The organism is Phyllobacterium sp. MT110 (assembly GCF_058792715.1).
Genome location: NZ_JBXAFE010000008.1, coordinates 153174 through 172028, shown reverse-complemented (window position 1 = coordinate 172028; position 18855 = coordinate 153174). Strand labels below are relative to the sequence as shown.

Here is an 18855-nt window from a genome sequence, read left to right as displayed (position 1 = left end):
CGCTCGTCGGCTTCGGCATGGCTGCCCTGCTGCTGCTGGCAATGCGGCTGCTGATCAAAAACAAAGCGCTCTATGAAGCGCCGAAAGGCCAGACTCCTCCGCCTTTGTGGATCCGCGGCCTGCTGATTTTCACCTGCACCGGTGTCAGCTTCGCCCATGGCTCCAATGACGGCCAGAAGGGTATGGGCCTGATCATGCTGATCCTGATCGGCGTCGTGCCGACATCGTTCGCGCTCAACCGCACTCCGGATATCAATTATCTCGAAGCCTACAAGTCCGCCGCAACCGCAGCCGCGACGACCTTGCGCAGCTACGAAAAGCCCGGCATCACAGTCACCGACGCCAATGCGGTGGTCAGCAATGCGGTGCGCAACAAGACATGGAGCGATGAAACCACCGTTGCCTTGCGCCAGTTCATTGACCAGACCAACGCCAGCATATCGCCCTACGGCTCCGCATCGACGGTTCCGGTCGGCATGGTCAGCAACACCCGCAACAACATGTATCTGACCGGCGAAGCGTTGAAGCTGATCGACAAGGCCAAGCTGCTGCCGATGCAGCCCGCTGACCTTGCCACCATCAAGACCTACCATCAGGCCATCGACAATGCGACGAAGTTCATCCCGACCTGGGTGAAGGTTGCCGTGGCGTTGGCCCTCGGTCTGGGCACAATGGTCGGCTGGCGCCGGATCGTCGTCACCGTCGGTGAAAAGATCGGCAAGACCCACCTCACCTATGGGCAGGGTGCTTCGGCCGAACTGGTTGCCATGGGGACGATCTTCACCGCCGACACGCTGGGCCTGCCGGTCAGCACGACCCACATTCTCTCGTCAGGCGTGGCGGGGTCGATGGTGGCAAATGGCTCGGGCCTGCAGATGTCGACGGTGCGCAACCTGCTGATGGCCTGGGTGCTGACACTGCCGGTATCGATTGCCCTGTCCTTCACCCTGTTCGTGATCCTACGCCAACTGATTTAGGCCAGAATGAAAAATGGCCGGCAATGCCGGCCATTTTCGCTTGATCAGGATCCCTTCGGCGCATCGGCGCCTTCGGTTACCTCGGCCCAGGCATCAAAATCCCGCTGCAATTCAGTAATCTTGCTGCGGGCTCCGGCGAGCGCAAACTTGCCGAGCAGCAGGCGCAGGGGTGGCGTGTCCGCTTCCACGGCCTGGACGATCGCCTTGACCGCCCGCACCGGATCGCCCGGCTGATTGCCGCTGGATGTCCTGATCTGCTGCATGCGCTGATCGGACGTCTCGCGATAATCCTCAATGGTTGTGGGTGCCTCGTTGGCCGAGCGTCCGGCCCAGTCCGTGCGGAAACCACTGGGTTCCACAATCAGAACCTTGATCCCAAGGTGCGCAACTTCCTTGGACAGGGCTTCCGAAATCGCTTCGACGCTGAACTTGGTGGCATTGTAGAAGCTCACGGCCGAATTGGCCACGAGACCGCCAATCGATGAAATATTGACGACAGTCCCCGACCGCTGCTTGCGCATGACGGGCAGGACGGCCCGGGTCATGTTGACGAGGCCCCAGACGTTGATTTCGAACATCTTGCGCACTTCATCGATGTCGCTCTCTTCAAGCGAACCGAAATAGCCGATACCGGCATTGTTGACGAGCACATCGATACGGCCGAAGCGGGCTTCCGCCGCCTTGACGGCAGCGGCAATATCGTCCGCATTGGTCACGTCGAGTTTGAGGACAAGTGCCTTGTCTTCATTGCCCCGCGCCAGATCTTCGACCTGTGCGGGGTTGCGTGCGGTGATGACGGTGGGATAACCCAGTTCAAGCGTATGGCGCGCCAGCTCGCGGCCAAAACCGGTTGAACAGCCAGTGATAAACCAGACAGGTTTCGATGTCATGATGATGTCCTTGAAAGATGAGCCGCGCCGCTGATCGGACCACGATCAGCCGGATACAGCCATTGGGGAAATTGGACGACACTCCGGATGTAGGCCGATCTGCTTCCGGTTCAAGACAAAATCAGTTGATCCCGTCTAAATGCAGCGCCCGCCATCGACTTCCAGCGCCACGCCCGTGATGAACTCAGCCTCGCTGGAAGCGAGCCAAAGGGCCGCATTGGCGATATCGAGCGGTGTCGACAGGCGGCCGAGCGGGATCGAAGCCTTGAACTGCGCGCGCTTTTCCGGCGTGTCCTCGCCCATGAACAGGCTGAGCATGCCGGTATCGCCCGCCACGGGGCACAGGCAATTGACCCGGATATTCTTCGGTGCCAGTTCAACCGCCATGGATTTCGTCGCGGTGATCGCCCAGCCCTTGGACGCATTGTACCAGGTCAGGCCGGGACGCGGGCGCAGGCCAGCCGTCGAGGCCGTGGTGATGATGGAGCCGCCGCCCTGCATTTCCATGATCGGCACCACGGCAAGCGTCGCGTAGTAGATCGCCTTCATATTCACGGCCGTGATCAGGTCGAAGGTGCTTTCATCCACCTCCAGCATGGAACCGTTGCGGTGCGTGAACCCGGCATTGTTGATCATGATGTCAACGCGGCCGAATGTATCCATTGCGGCAGCAACCATCGCATCGATATCGTGTTTGCGCGAAACGTCCACCTCTACGGCAATCGCCTTTTTTCCGATGGCGGCAGCGACCGTTTCCGCGCCCTTGTGGTTCAGGTCGGCGACGACGACATTGGCGCCCTCTTCGGCAAAGCGCTTCGCCATTCCCTCGCCGAATCCGGCTGCTGCGCCGGTGATGATCGCTGTCTTGCCTGCCAAACGGGTCATGTCATTTCCTCATGCTATTGATTTTGAATGGGATTGTTCGGGGCGTCGGCCCGCTCAGTCGTGGCGGAACACGACCGTTTTGGTTGCGGACATATCGAAGAGCGCTTCAAAGCCCTTTTCCCGTCCGTGACCGGACTTCTTGAAACCGCCAAACGGCAGTTCGACGCCGCCGCCAGCACCATAGGCGTTGACGAAAACCTGTCCGGCACGAACTTTCTTGGCGACACGGTGCTGACGGGCACCGTCCCGGGTCCAGATACCCGCGACGAGACCGTAATCGGTGCCGTTGGCAAGCCTGATGGCATCCGCTTCGTCATCAAAAGCAAAGAGCGACAATACCGGCCCGAACACTTCTTCCTGTGCCAGAACCGAAGCGGGATCGACAGCGCCGAAAAGCACGGGAGCGACGTAATAGCCCTCCAGCGGCGCTTCGACATGAATGGAGCCGCGGGCAACAACCTCGATCCCGGACTCGGCAGCGGAGGTGATGAAGTTCTCGACCTTGCGCTTCTGCGCCGGGTTCACCATCGGGCCAAGGTCCAGGTCCATGTCGTGCGGTGCGGCGACAAGCTTGCTGAAGCGCTCGCCAAGGGCGGCAGCGACGTCATTATAGAGAGGACGCTCAATGAGGATACGGCTTCCCGCCGAGCAGGTCTGACCGCCGTTCTGGATGATGGCATTGACCAGAACCGGCAGGGCCTTTTCCACATCCGCATCGGCAAACAGGATTTGCGGCGACTTGCCGCCCAGTTCCATGGTGACGCCGCGATTGTTCGCAGCGGCGGCCTGCTGGATCGCGGTCCCGGTAACCGGCGAGCCGGTGAAGGTGACGTAATCAATCCCCGGATGCGATGACAGTGCGGCACCTGCATCACGGCCATAGCCGGTGATGACATTGAGAACGCCATCGGGAAATCCTGCCTCAATGGCCAGTTCACCGATACGGATGGTGGACAGCGAGGCATCCTCGGCCGGTTTGATGACCAGCGTGTTGCCCATCGCCAGCGCGGCGCCAACCACGCGCGCCATGATCTGCATCGGATAGTTCCATGGAATGATGCCGGCAACCACACCGTGCGGCTCGCGCAGCGTCAGCGCCGTGAAGCCGTCGAGAAAGGGAATGGTATCGCCATGAATCTTGTCGGCGGCACCGCCGTAGAATTCATAGTAGCGCATGGTCGCGGCGACATCCGCCTTGCCCTGACGGACCGGCTTGCCGGTATCGCGCGATTCGAGCGCCGCGAGTTCATCGCCATGCTCTTCGACGAGCTGGCCGAGCCGTGTCAGCAGGCGGCCACGCTCGAAGGCCGGCATCCGGCTCCAGGGTCCGTTTTCGAAGGCTTGCCGCGCTGCACGCACGGCGCGATCCACATCATCGGCATTGCCCGCCGGGATGGTGGCGAAGGGCAAACCATCGGACGGACACAAAACAGTGATCGTTTCCTGCGAGAGTGCGGCGACCCGCCGGCCATTAATGATATTCAGGAAATTCTTATCCTGTGCGACAATTCGAGAGAGATTCTGATCCATGACGGGTTCCTGCTTTGCGCCGATGGTATTGGAATTGAACCGTCTTGGGAATGCATTTTGACGCAGAAGACGGATCGGCGCTGGCCTTTTTAAATCGATTAGATTATACAGGCCTGCATCAGCGGAACACCTATTTTTGGCACAGCGAGACTTAATCTTATGACAAGCCAGATTATCCCGGTTGAACCTTTTGACTGCATCGTCTTTGGCGGCAGCGGCGATCTTGCCGAGCGCAAACTGATCCCCGCGCTCTATCAGCGCCAGCGGGACGGACAGTTGACGGAGCCCACGCGCATCATCGGCGCATCGCGTTCGGCCATGTCCAATGCCGACTACCGCAAGTTTGCGGAAGCCGCGATCAAGGAACATGTCAAACCAGAAGAAATCGACAAGAAGCAGGTCGAGCAATTCCTGCAGCGCCTGTCCTATGTTGCAGTCGATGCAACATCGGACAATGGCTGGGACGATCTCAAGAGCGCGATTGGCGACGCGAACAGGAAGATCAGGGCGTTTTACCTTGCGGTCAGCCCGAGCCTGTTCGGCGACATTGCCAGCCGCTTGAAGAAATATGAGCTGATCACCGATCAGACCCGCATCATCGTCGAAAAGCCGATCGGCCGCGATCTTAAATCCGCCATTGCGCTCAATGACACGATCGGCAGCGTCTTCAACGAACAGCAGATTTTCCGCATCGATCACTACCTCGGCAAGGAAACGGTGCAGAACCTGATGGCGCTGCGCTTTGCCAATGCGCTGTACGAGCCCCTGTGGAACTCGGCGCATATCGACCACGTGCAGATCACCGTCGCGGAAGCGGTCGGCCTCGAAGGCCGCGCCGGTTACTATGACACGGCCGGTGCGCTGCGCGACATGGTGCAGAACCACATGCTGCAGCTTCTCTGCCTTGTTGCGATGGAGCCTCCCGCATCCATGGATGCCGATGCCGTGCGCGACGAGAAGTTGAAAGTCCTGCGCTCGCTTGCCCGCATCGATGCCAAGAATGCCGAAGAGCTGACCGTGCGCGGCCAGTACCGCGCCGGTGCGTCCGCCGGCGGCCCGGTCAAGGGCTATCAGGAAGAACTGGGCGCGACGAGCAATACGGAAACCTTCGTCGCCATCAAGGCCGAGATCGCCAACTGGCGCTGGGCCGGCGTTCCGTTCTACCTGCGCACCGGCAAACGTCTGGCCACACGCGCATCCGAAATCGTCGTTTCGTTCAAGCCCATTCCGCACTCGATCTTTGGCGAGAGCGCGGGCCGGGTTGTCGCCAATCAGCTGGTGATCCGCTTGCAGCCCGATGAAGGCGTGAAGCAGTGGATGATGATCAAGGATCCGGGTCCGGGCGGCATGCGCCTGCGTCACGTTCCGCTCGACATGAGTTTTGCGGAATCGTTCCAGGTCCGCAGCCCCGATGCCTATGAACGCCTGCTGATGGATGTGGTGCGCGGCAACCAGACCCTGTTCATGCGCCGCGACGAAGTTGTTGCCGCATGGCGCTGGATCGATCCGATCCTGAAAGCCTGGACCGACAATGACCAGTCCGCAGCAGGTTACACCGCCGGTACATGGGGACCATCCGCGGCCATCGCCTTGATTGAACGCGACGGACGCACCTGGCACGAGACATGATCATGCAGCAGACACTGAACAGTTTTGCCGATGGAAACGCTCTTGCGGAAGCACTGGCGACCAGTGTTGCAGCACACCTGCAGGCCGCATGCGATGCGCGCGGCAAGGCGGTTCTGGCCGTATCGGGCGGAACCACCCCTGCCCGCTTTTTCAAGGCGCTGTCGGTCAAGGACCTGCCCTGGACCCGGATCACCGTCACGCTGGTGGACGAACGTTTCGTGCCGCCAAGCAATGACCGCTCCAACCAGAAGCTGGTGACGGAGCTGCTTCTGCAGAATGCCGCAGCGAAGGCCAATTTCGTCGGGCTCTATCATGCGTCTGCGGATGCGGACGCTGCGGTTCAATCCGCGGCGGCGGCCATCGCCGCACTGGGCCAGCCTTTCGACGTGACCATTCTCGGCATGGGCGGCGATGGTCACACGGCCTCGTTCTTCCCCGGCGGCGACCGCCTTGCCGACGCGATTTCGATGACGCAGCCGGCGCTCGTCCTGCCGATGCAGGCGGAAGGTGCCGGTGAGCCGCGCCTGACACTCACCCTGCCGGTGATCGTTCATTCCCGGTTCGTTGTCCTGCACATCGAAGGCGACGGCAAAAAAGCCGTTCTCGACAAGGCGCTTGGCGACGGGGCAACCGCTGACATGCCCATTCGCGCCGTGCTGCGACACACACCCATCAATCTTGAGATTTTCTGGGCTCCATAAGGAGAAAACCGATGACCGTCCTGCAAAGGGTCAAAAGCATTACCAACCGCATCCGTGAGAGGTCGATCCCGACCCGCGATGTCTATCTCGACCGTCTGCGCGAAGCTGCTTCCCACAAGCCGAAACGCGCTGCATTGGCCTGCGCCAATCTCGCCCACGGCTTTGCCGCCTGCGGACCGTCCGACAAGGCCGCGCTGGCTGGCGATGTTGTGCCCAATATCGGTATCATCACGTCATACAACGACATGCTGTCGGCGCATCAGCCGTTCGAAACCTATCCGCAGCTGATCAAGGCGGCCGTGCACGAGGCGGGCGGCGTAGCGCAGGTTGCCGGCGGCGTGCCGGCCATGTGCGATGGCGTGACCCAGGGACAGCCGGGCATGGACCTGTCGCTGTTTTCCCGCGATGTCATTGCCATGGCGACGGCCGTTGGCCTGTCGCACGACATGTTCGATGCGGCTGTCTATCTCGGCGTCTGCGACAAGATCGTGCCGGGCCTCGTCATCGGCGCGCTGACATTCGGTCACCTGCCCGCCGTGTTCATCCCGGCCGGTCCGATGACCACGGGTCTTCCCAATGACGAGAAGGCAAAAACCCGCCAGCTCTATGCGGAAGGCAAGGTCGGCCGCGACAAACTGCTGGAATCGGAATCCAAGTCCTACCACGGACCGGGAACCTGCACATTCTACGGCACGGCCAATTCCAACCAGATGCTCATGGAAATCATGGGGCTGCACACGCCGGGCTCGTCCTTCATCAATCCGGGCACGCCCTTACGCGAAGCATTGACGCGCGAGGCCGCCAAGCGCGCCCTTGCCATCACCGCGCTCGGCAATGAATACACGCCGGTCGGCGAAATGATCGACGAGAAGACCATCGTCAACGGCGTTATCGGGCTGCATGCCACGGGCGGTTCGACCAACCACACCATGCACCTCGTCGCCATGGCTGCGGCTGCGGGCATCAAGCTGACATGGCAGGATATTTCGGACCTTTCCGACGTGGTGCCGCTGCTCGCCCGCGTCTATCCGAACGGTCTCGCCGATGTGAACCATTTCCATGCGGCCGGCGGCATGGGCTACATCATCCGCGAATTGCTGGATGCAGGCATGCTGCATGAGGACGTCAAGACCGTCTGGGGCGAAGGCCTGCGTGCCTACACCATCGAGGTCAAGCTCGGCGAAAACGGCACGGTACAGCGCAATCCCATTCCAAGCGAAAGCGCCGACAAGAAGGTCCTGTCCACGGTCAAGGAACCGTTCCAGGCAACCGGCGGCCTCAAGATGCTGAAGGGCAATCTCGGCACCGCCGTCATCAAGACATCGGCAGTCAAGCCGGAACGGCGCATCATCGAGGCGCCTGCCATCGTGTTCGACAGCCAGGCGGCGCTGCAGGACGCTTTCAAGGCCGGAAAGCTCGACCGTGACTTTGTCGCTGTTGTCCGCTTCCAGGGTCCAAAAGCCAATGGCATGCCGGAACTGCACAAGCTCACGCCGCCGCTCGGCGTCCTGCAGGATCGCGGCCATATGGTCGCGCTGGTGACGGACGGGCGCATGTCGGGTGCCTCGGGCAAGGTGCCTGCGGCAATCCACGTGACGCCGGAAGCCTTGAGTGGCGGCATCATCGGCAAGATCCGCGACGGCGACATGGTGCGGCTCGATGCGGAAATCGGAACGCTCGACGTACTGGAAGACCCGGAGGTTCTCGCCGCCCGTCCCGAACCGGTTGTCGACCTCAGCCATAACAGCTACGGCATGGGCCGCGAACTGTTCGCCGCCTTCCGCAACGTGGTGGGCCGCGCCGACGAAGGCGCGTCGGTTTTCCGCTGATCAATAGGTGGTGCGGCGCTCATCGGAGGGTGAGCGCCCGAACTGCGCCCGGTAGCTCTGGGCAAAATAGGAATGGGATGTGAATCCCGTTGCCAGCGCCACGTCGAGAATAGGCGAATGCGTCTGCCGCAGCAGCTCGCGCGCCCGCTCCAGCCGCAGACTCATATAATAGCGCCCCGGCGTCATGTTGAGATGGCGCAGAAACAAGCGCTCCACCTGCCGGACGGACAAGCCGACAGCCTTGGCCAGCCGCACCGCCGATTTCGGCTGTTCGAGATTGTCGGCCATCAGCTCGACGATCTTGCGCAGCTTCTCAGATTTTCCGGTCAGGTCCCGCTCGGGCCCGATGCGCTGGCGATCCGTCTGCGAGCGGATGCGCTCATGATGGAACTGGTTGGCCACTTCATTGGCAAGGCCGGGATCGAAATCCTGCCGGATGATCTCCAGCATCAGATCGATCGAGGTCGTCCCGCCCGCGCAGGTATAGCGCTTGCGGTCGATCTCGAAAACATTGCCGGTGCATTCGATCTGCGGAAAACGCTCCTGAAAACCGGCGCGGTTTTCCCAATGGATCGTGCAGCGATGCCCTTCGAGCTGGCCTGCTTCGGCGAGGATGTAACTGCCGATATTGAGCCCGCCCAGCGCCGCACCGCGCCGTCCGAGATTGCGCAGCGCAGCAATCACCTTGGGTTTTTCTTCAAATTCGGTCGTCAGCCCGGCGCAGATGAAGAAAATATCGGCGGCGGGAAGCTCCGCCAGCGAATATTGCACATTGATCTGCAGACCGTTCGATGCGGTGACCGGCGCACCCGTGGCGGACACGGTGGTCCACCCGTAGAATGGCTCTTCCGCCATACGGTTGGCCGTGCGCATCGTATCGATGGCAGCGGCAAGGCTGAACATCGGGAATTTGTCGACAAGCAGAAAAGCGAAGGTTCTACTGACCTTGAGGGCTTCGGGCATATGCTGTTCTAACGACAATCCGGTTGCAAACCAATGAATTAGAAGCGGGGCGGCGTTTTTCCGGCACTGCGGTGGGCGGCAACCAGCGTGTTGGCCATCAGCATGGCAATCGTCATCGGCCCGACACCACCGGGAACCGGTGTCAGCGCGCCGGCGACGGGAGCCACGTCGGCAAAATCGACATCGCCGACAAGACGCGTCTTGCCTTCACCCCGCTCGGGAGCCGGAATGCGATTGATACCGACATCGATGACAGTCGCGCCGGGCTTCACCCAGTCGGCCTTGATCATCTGCGGACGGCCGACGGCGGCCACCAGAATATCGGCATTGCGGCAAAGGCCCGGCAGATCCTTCGTCCTGCTGTGGGCAATCGTGACCGTGGCATTGTGTGCGAGCAGCAGGTTGAACATCGGCTTGCCGACGATATTGGAACGGCCGACAACCACCGCATTGAGGCCGGAGAGATCACGGCCGAGAATGCGGTCGATCAGCAGCATCGAGCCCTCGGGCGTGCAGGGGACGAATGCGGTGTCGAGCTCGCCGGTCCCCAGCTTGCCGACATTGATGAAGTGGAAGCCGTCGACATCCTTGTCGGGTGAAATGGTCTGGATGATGCGGCCGGAATCGATGTGCTTGGGCAAAGGCAATTGCACGAGAATGCCATGGATGGCCGGATCGGCATTGAGCGTTTCCACCAGCCTGACCAGTTCATCTTCGCTCGTCTGTTCCGGCAGGGTGTGCTGCACGGAATGGAAGCCGCATTCCTTGGCCTTGCGTCCCTTCGAGGCGACATAGACCTGGCTGGCCGGGTCCTCGCCGACGATCACCACGGCAATACCGGGCGTGATGCCAGTGACCTCAATCAGCTCGGCGGCGGACGCCTTGACCTTTGAAACCACGTCTTCGGCAATCTGCTTGCCATCAATCGTCACTGCCATGTGCTGCTCCTGGGCATCGCGCTTCGGGAATGGACGTCATTCTGAGGATTCTTAGGCAATACAATACCGCCAGAACGGCGTTCACTGACGCAATAACGAAAGCGGCCCATAAGGGCAATGCGATGATGTGACCCAAGGATGGTTCTGGGGCTTGCGAATACGCCAAAACCACGCATGATCACACTGTTCCGCCCGCAAACTGGATTCGTCGATGCGCTATTCCGCTTTCTCCCTTCTCAAGAACGCCCTCAACGGCAACAAGGACTGGAAGCCTGCGTGGCGCAAACCCGATCCGAAGCCGGCCTATGATGTGGTGATCATCGGCGGCGGACACGGGCTGGCGACGGCCTATTACCTGGCCAAGGAACACGGCATCCGCAATATCGCCGTGGTGGAAAAGGGATGGCTCGGTTCCGGCAATATCGGCCGCAACACGACGGCGGTGCGATCCAATTATCTCCTGACGGAAAACCAGCACTTCTACGAGGCATCGATGAAGCTCTGGGAGACCATGTCGCACGACCTCAACTACAATGTGATGTTCTCGCAGCGCGGCGTGGTCAATCTTGCGCATAATCTCCCCCAGCTCGATGTCTATGTCAGGCGTGGCAACCAGATGCGGCTCAACGGCATCGATTGCGAACTGCTCAATCCGAAACAGCTGGAAAAGCTCATACCCGGTCTCGACACCAGCGCATCGGCGCGGTTTCCGATCATTGGCGGCCTGATGCAGCGCAGCGCGGGAACCGCACGCCATGATGCGGTGGTCTGGGCCTATGCCCGTGCAGCCGACCAGCTCGGCGTCGATATCATCGAGAATTGCGAAGTCACCGGCTTCATCAAGGACGGCGACAAGGTCACCGGCGTCATGACTACCCGCGGTCCGATCAATGCGAAAAAGACCGCCTGCGCCGTGGCCGGACACACAAGCGAGCTGATGCGCCGGGCCGGTGTCGACCGGCTGCCGCTGGAATCCCATGTCCTGCAGGCCTTTGTTTCGGAAGCGCTCAAGCCCGTCGTCGATACGGTTGCGACGTTCGGCGGCGGCCATCTCTATTTCAGCCAGTCGGACAAGGGCGGGCTGGTTTTCGGCGGCGATATCGACGGCTACAATTCCTATGCACAGCGCGGCAACCTGCCCGTGGTGGAAGATGTGATGAGCGAGTTCGTCGCCCTCATGCCGGCGCTGGCCCGCGTCAAGCTGCTGCGCTCCTGGGGCGGAATCATGGACATGTCCATGGACGGCTCCCCCATCATCACTACCGGTCCGTTGCCGGGCATGTATCTCAACACCGGCTGGTGTTACGGCGGCTTCAAGGCAACCCCGATCTCCGGCAAATGCTTCGCCTGGACTATCGCCAAGGACGAGCCGCATCCGCTGTCGGCGCCGTTCACGCTTGACCGGTTCTACAGGGGCTATGTCATCGACGATAAAGGCATGGGGCCGACGCCGCGCCTGCACTGAACGCGGCTTTAGTCTCCGGCACGCTGCCGCAACACATCACGAATCTCGGCAATATCGGCGAGCATGTCCTCGATATTGGAGTTGTCGTGATGACGCGGGGCGAAATGCATGTCGGCATATTCGTAGAGAAGCTGCGCAACCGCGACCTGATCCTCGGCCCAAGCCGCATCTTCATCGGCCATTACAGCCGCATCGGAAGCGGAATTGCGCGTTTGGGCCTGTTTTATGGCAGCACCCAGGCGTGACTCGGCGGTTGCCGTGAGTGGGCTGGTAGCAGCCTGTTCCGTCTGCTTTCCGCCCGACGGCGGACCCGGATCAAACGGGCCGTCGTTTCCGGCACCTGCTGCCGCAGGCTTATGTCGGTTGCGGGCACCCGACCCGCGCAGCATTGCGACACCCAGTCCGGCAAGCAGGCCAGCCAGCATGCCGCCAATCACGGGAACACTGCGTGACGGCCCTGCGGGCTCGGCTGATGGCTGCGCTGGCGAAACGACCCGGATACTGGTGCCGCTCATATCGGCGTTTTGCGCGCTTGCCTGGCCGCGCTGCGCATAGGCGTCATAGGCCGCGCGCTTTGTTGCGGCATCCTGCTCCAGTGCTCGCAGCCGGCTCATATCCCCGCTTGTTCCGGCCGTGCGCGATTTGAGCTGCGCAAGCTGGTTTGCCAGATCCTGCTCCCGCTGCACCGAACGTTTGAGTTCGGCCTGCGCCGAGGCCGCCATGCGGCTCAATTCGCTGCGCGCTTCCTTGCGGATTGCCTCGACTTCCGACCGCGCCTGTATGAGCAGCGGATGGCGCGGTCCAAGCTTGATCGCCAGCGTATCGGCCTGCTGCTTGAGAACCGCATATTGCGAACGCAGCGCTGCTATCGCGTCGGACCCCAATGCATCCGGCACCGTGTTGCCGAGAACACTATCCACCGACGCGCCTTGGATGGCGGCAGCCTGCGCGTTGAGCTTTATTGTCTGATCGCGGGCGGCGGCGAGCGCATCGCCCGCCTTTGCTACATCGTCAGCCGGTCCGCCCTGGGCATCGGCGAGATTGTTGTCGATCCTGAATTTCTGCGCCGCATTCTCGGCATCTTCCGCAGCACTGCGCAGCTCATTCAGCCGGCCGGCAAGCGGGGCCGCTGCTCCCGCACCCGGGGACGGATTGCGCTGTTCCTCGATGAAGACATCGGACAGAGTGTTGGCAAGGCGTGCGGATTTCTGCGGATCGCTGGATTTGACAGTAACATTGAAAACAAAATTCTGTGCGCTCCGCTCCACGGTGAGATTGTCGGAGAGATTGCGCACCAGCAATGCTTCGCGTGACGCTGTGTCCGGTGTGCTGTCGGTCGAGAAAAGCTCGCGAACGGCCGCAAGCCAGCCCTTGTCCTTCAGATTGCCATTGAATTCCGGATCTTTGGCGAGACCTGTCCGGTCGATCACCTGGGAAAGCACGCGGTTCGAGCGGATGGCGCGCAATTGGCTCTCGGCAATGGCCAGGGACGCCTCGGCCGGCAGCTGACCGGTTGCTGGCGCTGTCCCGCTCAACGGGATGTTGCTCGGGTCGACCAGCAGTTCAGCGGTTGACGGGTAGAGCTTCGGCATTGTCATCGCATAGCCGGCACCAAGCAAAGTGCCGATCAGGGTCGTCGCGATAATCAGTTTTTTGGAATTGACGACGCGATTGAGAGCGTTGGACGGCTCGATGAACCGTTTCATCGCGACATGGTTGTCAGCAACGGGCTCGACGGGGCTTGTCGCCGGTGCAACGGGTGCATCGGCGGCAATCGTCGGCGAAACCGGCCCGGCGGACGCGTTATCGTCGATCCGGCGGTTGAGTTCGGCCTTAATGGCCGCCATGTCGGCACGCATGCGATCGATGGCGATCTGCTCGGCCTCTTCATCCGTCAGGGCAGTATCGGGCGCCGGCGCGGGGAGCTGCGTGATTTCGCTGCTGGCCGCCAGACGCAGCGCCCGCATCCGCTGATAGTGTTCCAGATCGTCTTCGCGGCGGGGTGCTTGCGGGGGTGTTGCAGGCGCCACGCGTGCGGGCGCGCTGCCCGCCGTTTCCGGCTGGCTGGCAAACGAGAGCAGCGAGCGTCGTGGCCGCTTGTCTATCCCGTTGTCCCGATCACCCATTCCTGTCCGCACTCCATAAGAACCGTTCAATACCTTACCCCCGAAGCATGGCTTACGGTTAACCCAACCTAAAGTTCTATGGGAAATAAATCGTTAATCATTGGTGAAACACCGGGGAATTTATCCGAAGATGCCCTGCGGTGTCGCGGTGTCTCCCATTATTTCAATGATCGGTGCACCGGCCGCAGGGTTGCCCAGTTGACCCGGCGCTTAGGACCGGATCAAAGTGCGGCCACATGATTTGGGAGAAGACAAATGGTTGACAGCGTGGTTCTGGTTGGTTGCGGCAATATGGGTTTCGCCATGCTCAAGGGCTGGCTGGATGCCGGCATATTGCAGCCGGGACAGGTCCATGTCGTCGAACCGACCGATGCCTTGCGGGATCGGGCAGCGACACTCGGGGTCAATGCCGTCGCCGACGCCGCATCGCTTGCCGCCGGTCTTCGGCCGCGTGTGATCCTGGTTGCAGTCAAGCCGCAGGTCATGGGCGACGTCCTGCCCGCCTACAAACGCTTTGCCGAACACGCAACATTCGTGAGCGTGGCTGCCGGCATTACGGTAAACTTTTTCGAGAAGCATCTGGGCGATAAGACTGCGATCATTCGCACGATCCCCAACACCCCAGCGGCAATCGGCAAGGGCATGATCGTCACCTTCCGCAACCCCCATGTCGGTGACGACGATGCGGCATTTGTCGACAGGCTGCTGAAAACCAGCGGCGCCGTCGCCTCCGTTGACGATGAAAGCCTGATCGACGCGGTGACGGCCGTTTCGGGTTCCGGACCCGCCTATGTGTTCCATTTCATCGAAGGCCTGACCGAGGCCGGGGTCGCCGCCGGGCTGACGCGGGAGATCGCCGGCCTTCTCGCCATGCAGACCGTTTATGGCGCCGGTGCGCTGGCTGCCGCCAGTGCCGACACCCCGACGACGCTGCGCGAACAGGTGACCAGCCCCAACGGCACCACGGCTGCGGCGCTGAAGGTGCTCATGGGCGAGGACCGGCTGAAAAACCTTCTGACCGAGGCCGTGCATGCGGCGCACCAGCGCGCCATCGAACTTGGGAAAGTTTGAGCTTTCCCACCCCGCCGGGCTGCGCTAGCCTTGCGGTATGAACGTTCACCCGTCCCTTGACCTGATACCGGAAACCAGGCCGCAGCGCGCCTACGGGCACGCCCGGCTGGCGGTGAAACCCGTCAATGGGCGTACGCGCATCGCCACGCTCTATCAGGAAGGCTGCGCGAAAATCCGACTGCCGGACCGGGACGATGCGGCGCTGGAAGCCGTGATGATCAACACATCCGGCGGCCTGACCGGCGGCGACGACATGCGCTGGCAGTTCGATGCGGGAAATGATTGCCACGCGCAGATCACCACGCAGGCCTGCGAGCGCATCTACAAAGCATCGTTTTCTATCGCCCAGGTGGAAACCACGCTGTCGGTTGGCGAGAACGCCAGTCTCGCCTGGCTGCCGCAGGAGACGATCCTGTTTGAGCGCTCCGCCCTGAAGCGAACGCTGACTGCGCGGCTTGCCGGAACGGGCCGCGCGCTGATCATCGAGCCGGTGGTGTTCGGCCGCAAGGCGATGGGCGAGGACGTCCAGACCTGTACCTTCCGTGACCGCTGGCGCATCTACCGGCAGGACAGGCTGGTTCACGCCGAAGACTTTGCGATTGGTCCTGATACGGCAGCCATGCTTGCCCGGCCTGCCCTGCTCGGCGGAATGCGGACAATGGCCACCATCCTGCTGCTCGACCATGATGCGGAGCGGCATCTGGAGCCGGCGCGAAAAATAATCGGTGAAAAAGGCGGCGCTTCCGCCTGGTCTGGCAAGCTTCTTGCGAGGCTGGTGGATGAGGATGCCTATTCCCTGCGGAAACGGCTGATACCGCTGATCGAACTGCTGAATCAAAAGGCAGGCGTGCCTAAAGTCTGGTCAATCTAGGGGCTGGGCCGCGGCGCACGGAACAAACATGGGATGGCCAAGAGGACAAAATGAACCTGACACTCCGTGAAAAAGACAAGCTCCTGATTGCCATGGCGGCAATGGTCGCCCGCCGCCGCCTCGAACGCGGCGTCAAGCTCAATCATCCGGAAGCCATTGCGCTCATTACAGATTTTGTCGTGGAGGGCGCGCGCGACGGCCGCTCGGTCGCCGAACTCATGGAAGCCGGGGCCCACGTCATCACCCGTGCCCAGGTGATGGAAGGCATCCCCGAGATGATCCACGACATTCAGGTGGAAGCCACGTTCCCCGACGGCACCAAGCTCGTCACCGTTCACGAACCGATCCGTTAGGAGACACCATGATCCCGGGTGAAATCATTCCTTGCGCAGGCGAGATCGAACTGAACGCCGGCGCAACCACTGTAACACTAAAGGTTGCAAACACCGGCGACCGTCCCGTGCAGGTCGGCTCGCATTATCATTTCTTCGAAACCAACAATGCGCTGATATTCGACCGTGCTCAGGCACGCGGCATGCGGCTGGATATCGCGGCGGGAACCGCGGTGCGGTTCGAGCCGGGACAGGAGCGCGACGTGACGCTCGTACCGCTTGGCGGCAACAGGACCGTTTACGGGTTCCAGCAAAAGATCATGGGAAAGCTTTGACCGACCAGCTTCCCCAATGCTCTGTCGCGCGGTCAGCTCGGCTTTTTGGTGACAAGGGTCAAAAGGCCCTTGGCATCGAGGCTCGCGACAACCACCGCCGCCGACGTCAGGCCCTTTTCCTTCAGGGCAGCGGAGACTTGCGGCGATGCATCGATCGAGGTGCGCAGCTGCTGCATGTCCTTGTCGGAGCGCTTGGCCACGGCATCGTTGACCTGGGTTTTCGTGCTCTCGGGCAATTCGTTGATATCGACAATGTTGATCGTCGTGATCGGCACCGCTCCGGATTGCGCCGGGGCCTTGCTGGCCGGTTGCTGTGTGGCTGGTGCCGCAGTCTGCGCATAGGCGGCGGACGTGGCGAGCGGGAAAGCGGCACACATGGCCAGGATCATCATCTTTCGCATCGTTTTTCCTTTCACGTGATTGGCGAACGATCATCTTTTGATGACGGGCGCAGTTCACCTGCGGAATTCGATCTCAAGCGGTCGGTTATCGGGTCATTCCGGGGCGATATCGTGACCGGAATGTGGCCCCGGTCTCCAGCCGCCGTGCGCGTACCGTGCCAGACCTACAGCCCAGGAGGGAACCACCATGCCCGCTAAAATCTCCCGCTCCGCCTATGCCCGCATGTTCGGCCCGACAACCGGCGACAAGGTGCGCCTTGCCGACACGGAGCTGTTCATTGAAGTGGAAAAGGATTTCACCATCCATGGCGAAGAGGTGAAATTCGGCGGCGGTAAGGTCATTCGCGACGGCATGGGACAGAGTCAGGTGGCCCGGGCTGACGGCGCCGTCGATACGGTCATCACCAATGCCCTGATCGTCGACCATACCGGCATCTACAAGGCGGATGTCGGGCTCAAGGACGGGCTGATTGCCGCCATCGGCAAGGCCGGCAATCCCGACACGCAGCCGGGCGTTACCATCATTATCGGACCGGGCACGGAAATCATCGCCGGGGAAGGCAAGATACTGACGGCCGGCGGCATGGACGCGCATATCCACTTCATCTGCCCGCAACAGATCGACGAAGCGCTGATGTCGGGCGTGACCACCATGTTCGGCGGCGGCACCGGCCCGGCACACGGCACGCTGGCAACCACCTGCACGCCGGGGCCATGGCATCTGGCGCGGATGATCCAGGCCTTCGATTCCATTCCGATGAATCTCGGACTATCGGGCAAGGGCAATGCCTCGCAGCCGAAAGCGCTGGAGGAGATGATCCTCGGCGGCGCCTGCTCGCTGAAACTGCATGAGGATTGGGGCACCACACCAGCCGCCATCGACAATTGCCTCACCGTTGCCGACCGGTTCGACATTCAGGTGATGATCCATACGGACACGCTCAACGAGAGCGGGTTTGTCGAGGATACGGTTGCCGCGTTCAAGGGGCGCACGATCCACGCCTTTCACACGGAAGGCGCAGGCGGCGGGCATGCGCCTGACATCATCAAGATCTGCGGCCTGCCCAATGTCATTCCCTCGTCGACGAACCCGACACGGCCCTACACGAAGAACACCATTGCCGAACATCTCGACATGCTGATGGTCTGCCATCACCTGTCGTCATCGATCCCCGAAGACGTGGCGTTCGCCGAAAGCCGTATCCGCAAGGAAACCATTGCAGCCGAAGATATCCTGCACGATATCGGCGCTTTTTCGATCATCTCGTCGGACAGCCAGGCCATGGGCCGCGTCGGCGAAGTTCTGATCCGCACATGGCAGACCGCCGACAAGATGAAACGCCAGCGCGGCAGCCTGCCGCAGGAAACCGGCGACAACGATAATTTCCGCGTGAAACGTTATATTGCCAAATACACGATCAATCCGGCGATTGCGCAGGGCGTTTCCAGACATATCGGATCGATCGAGGTGGGCAAGCGCGCCGATCTCGTGTTGTGGAATCCGGCCTTCTTTGGCGTCAAACCGGACATGGTGCTGCTGGGCGGCTCCATCGCCGCCGCGCCGATGGGCGACCCCAATGCATCCATCCCGACGCCGCAGCCGGTGCATTACCGTCCCATGTTCGGCACCTTCGGCAAGAATGTCTCCAATTCCTCCGTTGTCTTTGTCAGCAAGGCATCGATTGAGGCTGGCCTGCGCCAGTCGCTTGGAACGGACAAACGCTTGATCGGCGTCGAGAACACCCGTGGCGGCATTTCAAAGGCATCGATGATCCACAATGACGCCACGCCGCACGTGGAAGTTGACCCTGAAACCTATGAAGTGCGCGCCGACGGCGAACTTCTGACATGCGAACCGGCGACGGTACTGCCCATGGCGCAGCGCTATTTCCTGTTCTGAGGAGAATGAACC

17 protein-coding genes are annotated in these 18855 nt (G+C 61.2%); 10 read left to right on the top strand and 7 right to left on the bottom strand.

Annotated elements, in window-relative coordinates; genetic code table 11:
* Positions 1-977 (top strand): inorganic phosphate transporter (locus tag AC1Q5O_RS25630; RefSeq protein WP_492566916.1); only part of this gene is annotated, 977 nt, incomplete at its 5' end.
* A gap of 44 nt (positions 978-1021) precedes the next feature.
* Here the strand turns inward: AC1Q5O_RS25630 and AC1Q5O_RS25625 are convergent.
* From AC1Q5O_RS25625 to AC1Q5O_RS25615, 3 genes are all read right to left on the bottom strand, one after another.
* Entirely contained in the window at positions 1022-1867 is an 846-nt protein-coding gene (locus tag AC1Q5O_RS25625) for an oxidoreductase (RefSeq protein WP_288192029.1), read from the bottom strand.
* Positions 1868-2002: 135 nt separating this feature from the next.
* The gene (locus AC1Q5O_RS25620) at positions 2003-2752 is read right to left on the bottom strand and encodes an SDR family oxidoreductase (RefSeq protein ID WP_492566914.1); all 750 of its coding nucleotides are present in this window, start codon (positions 2750-2752) and stop codon (positions 2003-2005) included.
* A 54-nt stretch (positions 2753-2806) separates the two neighbouring features.
* Positions 2807-4282 carry an aldehyde dehydrogenase family protein gene (locus tag AC1Q5O_RS25615; RefSeq protein WP_492566913.1) on the bottom strand — a complete coding sequence of 492 codons (1476 nt, stop codon included), beginning with the start codon at positions 4280-4282 and terminating at the stop codon, positions 2807-2809.
* A 159-nt stretch (positions 4283-4441) separates the two neighbouring features.
* On the opposite strand from AC1Q5O_RS25615, the gene zwf reads away from it, so the two are divergent.
* The 3 genes from zwf to edd are packed head-to-tail and all read left to right on the top strand — an operon-like array spanning position 4442 to position 8441.
* Complete coding sequence (gene zwf / locus AC1Q5O_RS25610; RefSeq protein ID WP_492566912.1) at positions 4442-5911, top strand: glucose-6-phosphate dehydrogenase; 1470 nt, start codon at positions 4442-4444, stop codon at positions 5909-5911.
* Between the two features lie 2 nt (positions 5912-5913).
* On the top strand, positions 5914-6612 hold the full coding sequence (gene pgl / locus AC1Q5O_RS25605; protein WP_492566910.1) for a 6-phosphogluconolactonase: 699 nt from the start codon (positions 5914-5916) through the stop codon (positions 6610-6612).
* A gap of 11 nt (positions 6613-6623) precedes the next feature.
* Positions 6624-8441 carry a phosphogluconate dehydratase gene (gene edd / locus AC1Q5O_RS25600; protein WP_492566908.1) on the top strand — a complete coding sequence of 606 codons (1818 nt, stop codon included), beginning with the start codon at positions 6624-6626 and terminating at the stop codon, positions 8439-8441.
* Here edd and AC1Q5O_RS25595 read toward each other — a convergent pair whose 3' ends face one another.
* Entirely contained in the window at positions 8442-9404 is a 963-nt protein-coding gene (locus AC1Q5O_RS25595) for a GlxA family transcriptional regulator (protein ID WP_105736378.1), read from the bottom strand.
* A 38-nt stretch (positions 9405-9442) separates the two neighbouring features.
* Positions 9443-10342, bottom strand: a complete 900-nt coding sequence (gene folD / locus AC1Q5O_RS25590) for a bifunctional methylenetetrahydrofolate dehydrogenase/methenyltetrahydrofolate cyclohydrolase FolD (protein WP_223611778.1) — start codon at positions 10340-10342, stop codon at positions 9443-9445.
* 211 nt (positions 10343-10553) lie between these two features.
* On the opposite strand from folD, the gene AC1Q5O_RS25585 reads away from it, so the two are divergent.
* The gene (locus tag AC1Q5O_RS25585) at positions 10554-11807 is read left to right on the top strand and encodes a sarcosine oxidase subunit beta family protein (RefSeq protein WP_105736383.1); all 1254 of its coding nucleotides are present in this window, start codon (positions 10554-10556) and stop codon (positions 11805-11807) included.
* Positions 11808-11815: 8 nt separating this feature from the next.
* Here the strand turns inward: AC1Q5O_RS25585 and AC1Q5O_RS25580 are convergent, their stop codons facing one another.
* Positions 11816-13933 carry a GumC family protein gene (locus tag AC1Q5O_RS25580; RefSeq protein ID WP_492566905.1) on the bottom strand — a complete coding sequence of 706 codons (2118 nt, stop codon included), beginning with the start codon at positions 13931-13933 and terminating at the stop codon, positions 11816-11818.
* 255 nt (positions 13934-14188) lie between these two features.
* Between AC1Q5O_RS25580 and proC the strand changes: the two genes are divergently transcribed.
* Genes proC through AC1Q5O_RS25560 form a run of 4 tightly spaced genes read left to right on the top strand, consistent with a single transcriptional unit; the run spans position 14189 to position 16542 of the window.
* Positions 14189-15004: a pyrroline-5-carboxylate reductase gene (gene proC, locus AC1Q5O_RS25575; protein ID WP_492566903.1), complete on the top strand. Its 816-nt coding sequence runs from the start codon at positions 14189-14191 to the stop codon at positions 15002-15004.
* Positions 15005-15041: 37 nt separating this feature from the next.
* A complete protein-coding gene (locus AC1Q5O_RS25570) occupies positions 15042-15875 on the top strand; it encodes an urease accessory protein UreD (RefSeq protein WP_492566901.1) in 834 nt (277 codons plus the stop codon).
* Positions 15876-15925: 50 nt separating this feature from the next.
* Complete coding sequence (locus tag AC1Q5O_RS25565; RefSeq protein WP_105736392.1) at positions 15926-16228, top strand: urease subunit gamma; 303 nt, start codon at positions 15926-15928, stop codon at positions 16226-16228.
* Between the two features lie 8 nt (positions 16229-16236).
* A complete protein-coding gene (locus AC1Q5O_RS25560) occupies positions 16237-16542 on the top strand; it encodes an urease subunit beta (RefSeq protein WP_464662756.1) in 306 nt (101 codons plus the stop codon).
* A gap of 32 nt (positions 16543-16574) precedes the next feature.
* Here the strand turns inward: AC1Q5O_RS25560 and AC1Q5O_RS25555 are convergent, their stop codons facing one another.
* Entirely contained in the window at positions 16575-16943 is a 369-nt protein-coding gene (locus AC1Q5O_RS25555; RefSeq protein WP_464662755.1) for a hypothetical protein, read from the bottom strand.
* Between the two features lie 187 nt (positions 16944-17130).
* Between AC1Q5O_RS25555 and ureC the strand changes: the two genes are divergently transcribed.
* The gene (ureC, locus tag AC1Q5O_RS25550; RefSeq protein ID WP_463011721.1) at positions 17131-18843 is read left to right on the top strand and encodes an urease subunit alpha; all 1713 of its coding nucleotides are present in this window, start codon (positions 17131-17133) and stop codon (positions 18841-18843) included.
* The last annotated feature ends 12 nt before the right edge of the window (positions 18844-18855 follow it).

Excerpts from the sequence above, each read along its gene's own strand:
- AC1Q5O_RS25625 (WP_288192029.1), bottom strand. The coding sequence starts at position 1,867 with ATGACATCGAAACCTGTCTGGTTTATCACTGGCTGTTCAACCGGTTTT.
- AC1Q5O_RS25620 (WP_492566914.1), bottom strand. The coding sequence starts at position 2,752 with ATGACCCGTTTGGCAGGCAAGACAGCGATCATCACCGGCGCAGCAGCC.
- AC1Q5O_RS25615 (WP_492566913.1), bottom strand. The coding sequence starts at position 4,282 with ATGGATCAGAATCTCTCTCGAATTGTCGCACAGGATAAGAATTTCCTG.
- zwf (WP_492566912.1), top strand. The coding sequence starts at position 4,442 with ATGACAAGCCAGATTATCCCGGTTGAACCTTTTGACTGCATCGTCTTT.
- pgl (WP_492566910.1), top strand. The coding sequence starts at position 5,914 with ATGCAGCAGACACTGAACAGTTTTGCCGATGGAAACGCTCTTGCGGAA.
- edd (WP_492566908.1), top strand. The coding sequence starts at position 6,624 with ATGACCGTCCTGCAAAGGGTCAAAAGCATTACCAACCGCATCCGTGAG.
- AC1Q5O_RS25595 (WP_105736378.1), bottom strand. The coding sequence starts at position 9,404 with ATGCCCGAAGCCCTCAAGGTCAGTAGAACCTTCGCTTTTCTGCTTGTC.
- folD (WP_223611778.1), bottom strand. The coding sequence starts at position 10,342 with ATGGCAGTGACGATTGATGGCAAGCAGATTGCCGAAGACGTGGTTTCA.
- AC1Q5O_RS25585 (WP_105736383.1), top strand. The coding sequence starts at position 10,554 with ATGCGCTATTCCGCTTTCTCCCTTCTCAAGAACGCCCTCAACGGCAAC.
- AC1Q5O_RS25580 (WP_492566905.1), bottom strand. The coding sequence starts at position 13,933 with ATGGGTGATCGGGACAACGGGATAGACAAGCGGCCACGACGCTCGCTG.
- proC (WP_492566903.1), top strand. The coding sequence starts at position 14,189 with ATGGTTGACAGCGTGGTTCTGGTTGGTTGCGGCAATATGGGTTTCGCC.
- AC1Q5O_RS25570 (WP_492566901.1), top strand. The coding sequence starts at position 15,042 with ATGAACGTTCACCCGTCCCTTGACCTGATACCGGAAACCAGGCCGCAG.
- AC1Q5O_RS25565 (WP_105736392.1), top strand. The coding sequence starts at position 15,926 with ATGAACCTGACACTCCGTGAAAAAGACAAGCTCCTGATTGCCATGGCG.
- AC1Q5O_RS25560 (WP_464662756.1), top strand. The coding sequence starts at position 16,237 with ATGATCCCGGGTGAAATCATTCCTTGCGCAGGCGAGATCGAACTGAAC.
- AC1Q5O_RS25555 (WP_464662755.1), bottom strand. The coding sequence starts at position 16,943 with ATGCGAAAGATGATGATCCTGGCCATGTGTGCCGCTTTCCCGCTCGCC.
- ureC (WP_463011721.1), top strand. The coding sequence starts at position 17,131 with ATGCCCGCTAAAATCTCCCGCTCCGCCTATGCCCGCATGTTCGGCCCG.